At 72.6% G+C, this 6,673-nt stretch carries 6 protein-coding genes; 4 read left to right on the forward strand and 2 right to left on the reverse strand.

The features are described from left to right. Positions 1-31 precede the first annotated feature (31 nt). Positions 32-1,330, reverse strand: a complete 1,299-nt coding sequence (locus E1287_RS15540; RefSeq protein ID WP_131965643.1) for a helix-turn-helix domain-containing protein — start codon at positions 1,328-1,330, stop codon at positions 32-34. 213 nt (positions 1,331-1,543) lie between these two features. On the opposite strand from E1287_RS15540, the gene E1287_RS15545 reads away from it, so the two are divergent. The 4 genes from E1287_RS15545 (at position 1,544) to E1287_RS15560 (ending at position 5,405) form a co-directional block, all read left to right on the forward strand. Next, positions 1,544-2,989 carry an NCS2 family permease gene (locus E1287_RS15545; protein WP_131965644.1) on the forward strand — a complete coding sequence of 482 codons (1,446 nt, stop codon included), beginning with the start codon at positions 1,544-1,546 and terminating at the stop codon, positions 2,987-2,989. A 148-nt stretch (positions 2,990-3,137) separates the two neighbouring features. Next, positions 3,138-4,301 (forward strand): glycerate kinase, encoded by a 1,164-nt coding sequence (locus E1287_RS15550; RefSeq protein ID WP_243719053.1) that lies wholly within the window; start codon positions 3,138-3,140, stop codon positions 4,299-4,301. 214 nt (positions 4,302-4,515) lie between these two features. Further along, positions 4,516-5,034, forward strand: a complete 519-nt coding sequence (locus E1287_RS15555) for a hypothetical protein (protein WP_131965645.1) — start codon at positions 4,516-4,518, stop codon at positions 5,032-5,034. Between the two features lie 167 nt (positions 5,035-5,201). Then, positions 5,202-5,405 (forward strand): hypothetical protein, encoded by a 204-nt coding sequence (locus E1287_RS15560; protein ID WP_131965646.1) that lies wholly within the window; start codon positions 5,202-5,204, stop codon positions 5,403-5,405. A gap of 330 nt (positions 5,406-5,735) precedes the next feature. Here E1287_RS15560 and E1287_RS15565 read toward each other — a convergent pair whose 3' ends face one another. Next, complete coding sequence (locus tag E1287_RS15565; protein ID WP_131965647.1) at positions 5,736-6,089, reverse strand: hypothetical protein; 354 nt, start codon at positions 6,087-6,089, stop codon at positions 5,736-5,738. Positions 6,090-6,673 lie beyond the last annotated feature (584 nt).

Here is a 6,673-nt window from a genome sequence, read left to right on the forward strand (position 1 = left end):
CGGCCCGTCCCGGGTTATCGGGCGTTCCGGGCTACACCCCGACGCACGTGAGGGCGCGGCGGTAGGCGGCCATGCGCGGCTCCTCCGCCGTCCCCGTCTCGGCGAGGACCTCGGCCAGGTCGAACCACGCCTGCGCGGCCTCCCGGGAGGACTCCATCTCTTCCAGGCAGGTCGCGGCGCGGGTCAGCACCTCCACCGCGCGGTCGCGGCGGCCGAGCCGCACCGACGCCTCGCCGAGCACCGTCAGCGCCCCCGCGGTGGCGCGGCGCGGCGCGTCGCCGAGCAGGTCAAGGGCCTCTTCCGCGAGCCGCACCGCCTCGGCGGGACGGCCGAGCGCCGTCTCCGCGCGGGCCAGCTCGGTCAGGCACCAGGCGACGTCGATCTCCCCGGACGAGCTGGCGTTGATCTCGCCGCGGACGCGAGCGAGCAGCTCGCGGGCGCGGGCGGCCTGGTCGGGCCGGGCGCGCAGCAGGAGACCCGCGTAGATGACGCGGAGCCGGTTGAGGTTGCGCGGGTCCTCGCCGTCGCCGGCGAGCATCAGGGCCCGCTCGGCGAGGGTGACGCCGTCCTCGTACTCGCCGCGGATCTCGGCGACGTACGCGGCCTCCCAGTAGGCGACCATCCGGGCGCGGGGGCTGGCGATGCGCTCGGCGCGCTCGACGAGCTGCGCGGCGAGCTGCCGTGCCCGGACGAGGTCGCCGCGCTCGATGAACGCCGCGAGCAGCGCCGCCCCGAGGTGGACGGCGGCGTCGGTGGAGTCGGCGCCGGTCGCGATGAGGTGCCGCAGCGCGTTCTCGGCGGCCTGGACGCCCGCGCTGGTGTCGCCCCGCTCGCGCAGGCAGCGGCTCAGCGCGACGTGGACCTTCGCCCAGTGGTCGAGGTCGGCCTCGGCGGACGCCTCCTCGGTCAGCTCCGTGAGCTGCGCGATGGCCTCCTCCAGCTCGCCCGCGGCCTCCAGCGCGAGCGCGTGGCCCCACCGCGCCTGGTGCAGCATCTCGGGCAGGGCCACGGCGTCGGCGCTGGCGAGCACCTCGGCGAACCGGGCCCGCGCCTCGACGGCCGCGCCGTTGCTCAGCGCGATCTCGGCGTAGTCGAGCGTGACGCGCAGCTCGTCGACGACGTCCTCGCTGACGCCGCTGACCAGGTAGGTCGCCGAGCAGTTCAGCTTCGCCGCGAGCAGCTCCACCACGCTCGGGGCCGGCACCCGCTTGTCGCTCTCGATCAGCGAGATGTAGCTGTCGGACAGCTCGGGGAAGGCGAGCTGCGCCTGGCTCACGCCCTGCCGGATCCGCAGGGCGCGGATGCGCTGCCCCAGTGTCTCCCGATCCATCGTGTGACCACCGCCTACGGGAAGCTCGCCGGCTGCGCCGCGCGCAGGACGAGGATGAAGTCGACTCGCTCCACAAGTGTGCCCAGATCACGGCCGGTCGGGGCTGCGATTCCGCTGATTCGGTACCGGAGCGTGTTCCGCACCAGCGCAGGCTATACCGGCTACCCTGTGCACGCCATTTCGAGATCACGCTGTGGAAAGCGGAGCGCGCGCATGCCCGACACCGACGCCGCCAGGACCGACGAATCACCGCCGGCGGGCGGGGGCGGACCGCTGGAACGGCTCTTCGATCTCTCCGGGCGCCGGACGACCGTGGCGCGCGAGCTGCGCGGCGGCGTCACCACGTTCTTCGCGATGGCGTACATCATCCTGCTGAACCCGATCATCCTCGGCGGGGCGAAGGACGTCACCGGGGCGACGCTGTCGATCCCGCAGCTGACGACGATGACGGCCCTCTCCGCGGCGATCGCCACGGTGATCATGGGCCTGGTCGGGAACGCGCCGCTGGCGCTCGCCGCCGGGCTCGGCATCAACGCGGTCGTGGCGTTCCAGGCGGCGCCGGTGATGACGTGGCCGCAGGCGATGGGCCTGGTGGTGATCGAGGGCGCGGTCATCGTGGTGCTGGCGCTCACCGGGATCCGCGAGCGGATCATGAACTCGATCCCGCTGGCGCTCAAGCACGCCATCGCGGTCGGCATCGGCGCGTTCATCGCGCTGGTCGGGTTCTACGACGCGGGGTTCGTCTCGTCCAGCGACATGAGCCCGCCGCTGTCGCTCGGCACCGGCGGCCACCTGTCGACGTGGCCGTCGCTGGTGTTCGCACTCACCCTGCTGCTGATGATCGTCCTGTACGTGCGGCGGCTGCCGGGCGCGATCCTGGTCAGCATCGTCGCCGGGACGGTCGCGGCCGTCGTCATCCAGGAGAACGCGTCGATCAAGGAGGGCGGCTGGGGCGTGGTGACCCCGAACATGCCCGACAAGCTGTTCGCGACGCCCGACTTCGGGCTGTTCGGGGAGATCGACCTGTTCGGCGGGTTCGCGGAGGCGGGCGTGATCACCGCGCTGGTCGTGCTGTTCACGCTGGTGCTGTCGGGGTTCTTCGACGCGATGGGCACGATCCTCGGCATCAGCGACGAGGCCGGCCTCGTGAGCCCGAAGGGCGAGGTGCCGCGGCTCGGCCGGATCCTGTCGGTGGACGGCCTGTCCGCCGCGTTCGGCGGCGTGACCAGCTCGTCCGCCAACACCGTGTTCGTCGAGTCGGCCGCCGGCGTCGGGGAGGGCGCCCGGACGGGCCTCGCCAACATGGCCACGGGCGCGCTGTTCGCGGTGACGCTGTTCCTCACCCCGCTCGCCGCGACCGTCCCGGCGCAGGCCGCGGCGCCCGCGCTGGTCGTCGTCGGCGCGCTGATGATGACGCAGGTCGCCAAGGTCGCCTGGGACGACCTCGACATCGCGATCCCGGCGTTCCTCACCATCGTGCTGATGCCGTTCACCTACTCGATCACGATCGGGATCGGCGGCGGGATGGTGAGCTTCGCGTTGATCAAGCTGGCCAGGGGCAGGTGGCGCGAGGTCTCGGTGTGGCTGTGGCCGGTGGTGCTGCTGTTCCTCGTCTTCTTCGCGATCGAGCCGATCGAGCAGTGGCTGGACGTGCGCTAGCCGCCGTCCGGCACGTCTTCACAAGGTCCTTTCTGGGCACTCTCCGTTCATTTGGAAGTCCCGGACGCGCTTGCGGGTGTCAAATAGTGCCGTCATGGCGTAAGCAGAAGGTAGGGCCTTACCCCCCGGCGTGAAAGGCGTGCCTGTGGTGTCCGCGGACTCTCCCCCGCACCTGTCTCCGCCAGGTCATGTGCTGCTGGCGCCCGGCAGGTTCGCGGGGGCGCTCACCGCGGCGCAGGCGGCCCGGCACCTCGCGGCCGGGCTGCGCCGCGCCCGGCCCGGCGTCCCGCTGGTCGAGCTGCCGGTCGCCGACGGCGGGGAGGGCACCGTCGAGGCGGCGGTGGCGGCCGGATGGCGGCGGGTCGAGGTCGAAGTGTGCGGGCCGACGTGCCGTCCCGTGACCGCGCGGCTGGCGGTGAACGGCCGCAGCGCCGTGGTGGAGCTCGCCGAGGCGTCCGGGCTGCGGCGGCTGCCGGGCGGCAAGCCGCGCCCGCTCGTCGCGTCCAGCCTCGGGACGGGGCAGCTGCTCGGGCACGCGGTGCGGCTCGGGGCGCGCCGGATCGTCCTCGGGCTCGGCGGCGGCGCCTGCACCGACGGCGGCGCGGGCCTCGTGCAGGGGCTCGGCGGGCGGCTGCTCGACGCGCTCGGCAAGGACCTGCCGCCCGGCGGCGCGGCGCTGCGCTCCCTGCACGCCCTCGACCTGCGCGGCCTGCCCGACATGTCGGGCATCGAGGTGGTGGTGGCCGGGGACTCGGCGGGGCCGCTGCTCGGCCGCACCGGCGCCGCCGCCGTGGACGGCCCGCGGCGCGGCGCGACCCGCGACGAGGTCCGGCTGCTGGACGCCGGGCTGCGCCGCTGGGCCGACCTGGCAGAGGCGGCGTCCCGGAAGGCCGCCCGCGACCTGCCCGGCGCCGGGACGGCGGGCGGCGTCGCGTTCGCCGCGCTCACCTTCCTCGGCGCCACGATCGAGCCGGGCGCGTCCCTCATGCTCGACCTGCTCGGCCTCGCCGAGAAGGCGCGCGGCGCGCGGCTGGTCGTCACCGGGGAGGGCTCGCTCGACACCCGGTCGCTGCGCGGCGCCGCGCCCATCGGCGTGGCCCGCGCCGCCGCCCGCGCGGGCGCGCCCGTCGTCGCCGTGGCCGGCAAGCGCGGCCTCACCGGCGAGCAGCTCCGCAAGGCGCGGATCCAGGGCGCGTACGCGCTGGCCGACATCGAGCCCGACCCGGAGCGCCGCGTCCGCCGGGCCGGGCCGCTGCTGGAGCAGCTGACGGTCGCGATCGCCGACGAGTGGCTCCCGCCGGCCGGCGCATAGGCCGGATCGCTCCAATGGCCCGCTGAAATTCTCATTCCCGGCACCGCCCTTACGGACCGCCACGCCCGGGTTAGCCCTCGCTACAAGATCACCTGTAGCGCGCTGACCCGCACAATGTCACGGCCGGTAATCATCCACTGGCGCGCGAGGTGGTCTTCGGCATCCGCTCCCCCTACACTTGGCAGCCGGGGAGTGAGTAACGGAGAGACTGAACATGGGCCTTATTCGCGATGAGGATTTTTTGAGCCTCTGGCGCGAGCATGGAAAGGAACTGCCTTGGCGGGGCTACGCTCACCGGCTGAGCGTTCTGGCAGACGAAGAGGTGACCGAAAGCTACGTCCGCGTGTGGGTGCAGCGTAATCGCGAGCGCCTTCAGGAGCAGTACGGGGTCACGGTCGGAGCGCGGCGCGTCCGCGCCGACCGCGAGTTCGAGGCATGGCCTGACCTGCCGCGCCACGAACGCAACCAGAGCCTTTACCGCCTCCTCGAATACCACGCCCGGGTGCGCGCACTGGGTCTCGACAATCTCGCCGCATCGGTGCGGGAAATGTACGTGACCGCCGTGCGCAACATTCGGAACGACAATCAGATCATCAGATACGATCCCCATCACGGGCTGTACCGCGATACCCGCACACCGGACGAGGCGGCGGCCGATCCGCTCTACGAGCGGATCTCCGAACCGAAATCCTCCTACGCGGCGCGGCAGCAGCAGAAGGTTGTCAGCGACTAGGCGGCCGAGACACTTCTACCGGATGCCTGACAGCCTCGCGGCCTCCGTTCGGCCTCAACTCCTGGGTGGGGAGGAACTGTAAGGGGGTAACGGGGTTTGAGAGGCTCGGCTACGTGAGTGATATCAGGTCATTGGTCAGTACTGAGGTAATTGCCGACACAAACCTGGTGGCGCCCGATGGAGGTGCGCTCGTCTTCGTCGCGGACCGGACTCTCATCGCCTACGACCGGCCCGGCGAGACGACCGAGCACGACGACGCCTGGCTGGACGCGACGCTCGACTCCTTCGGAGTGACGCACCTCCCCCCGCCCTCCTACGTCGTGGACGGTGAGCTCGCCGGCTGGCGCTGCTGGACGGTCCCGCTCAATTGACGGGCCCCGCGGCCCGCCGCACGGCTCCGACCGTCCGGGCACGATCACCCGCCACGGCCCCACCGTCCAGCACCGCCCCACCGTCCAGCACCCCGCCACCGCCTACCACCCCGCCACCGATCGGCGCGATCCCGTCGCCCGGAACCACCACCGCTTCCGCTCCCGCCCGCACCTTCCGGCGCGGTCCCCTCGTCCGGCACGGCGCGTCCGCCTGGGACGGTGCCATCGTCCGCGACACCGCCACCGTCGAGGACGTCGCCGCCGTCCGGCAGGGCGCCCCGGCCAGGGGTCCGGCCGGGCCGGGACGCCCCCGTAGACGTCCCGGCTCGGTCACGGTCGCCCGGCGGCCGGCTCAGGGACCGGCGCCCGCGGCGGTGAGGACGGCGCTCTCGGCGTGCGGACCGCGGGCTGGTGCAGCAGCCGGATCCGCACCACCCGGTACGGGCTCGGCGCCCCCTCCGGCCACACCCCGTGGACGGTCAGGATGCAGGCTCCACACTGTGAGCACACCCTCAGGGGCGGTAGCGGCTGCCGGTCCGCCAGACGGCCCAGCATCACCTCCAGCGTGGGGATCTGCGAGCACCGCGGCTGCGGTCCCTGGCACCGGTCGATCTCCTCCACGACGGCCTCCTCCACGACGGCCTCCTCCACGACGGCCTCCCCGGTGACGCCCGCGGCTCCCACGGGCGATGACGCCGCTGCCGGCAAGGCGGTGCACCGGCGCGCGGCGAGCGGTGAACGCGGTCTCGCAGCGGCGGAGCGGGCTGCCGCATCCGCACCCGCACGTCCGGCGGCGGACGAGCCGCCACTGCTCCCGCAACAGGACGATCACGCACATCAGCAGCGCGGCGACCAGCACGGACAGCACCGACCCGAGCGTGCCGTGCAGTCGCTCGAAGGCCGGGAACATGAAATGATCTTCCATGGCTCCTCTCCTCACAGAGGGCGGACAAGGACCCCGCCGTGGCAGCGGCGGGGTCCCAGTGTTACATGGGCTAAAAGTTTCGTCCATCACGGGTTGATTACGACCTGACGTACGGAACGGTCGCACAAATGCTGGACCGATCCATTTCTCATTGCGCACCCAGTACTCATAAAAACGCCTCCGGGTGAACGGCGTCCGATGCGTCCGGTGGGGCGCGATCACCGGACGGCCGGAGCGGTTCACCCGGAGGCGAGCGGGGTGGCAGCGGGCTTAGCCCATGCTGCGTTTCTTGCGGGCCACGACGGGGGAGCCCGACCCCCCGGACTCCCCCGCCACCCGTGAC

Origin of the sequence: Actinomadura sp. KC06 (assembly GCF_004348735.1) — a bacterium.
Classification (GTDB): domain Bacteria; phylum Actinomycetota; class Actinomycetes; order Streptosporangiales; family Streptosporangiaceae; genus Spirillospora.

Coding starts and splice junctions, on each gene's coding strand:
- E1287_RS15540 (WP_131965643.1), bottom strand. CDS start 1,330: ATGGATCGGGAGACACTGGGGCAGCGCATCCGCGCCCTGCGGATCCGG.
- E1287_RS15545 (WP_131965644.1), top strand. CDS start 1,544: ATGCCCGACACCGACGCCGCCAGGACCGACGAATCACCGCCGGCGGGC.
- E1287_RS15555 (WP_131965645.1), top strand. CDS start 4,516: ATGGGCCTTATTCGCGATGAGGATTTTTTGAGCCTCTGGCGCGAGCAT.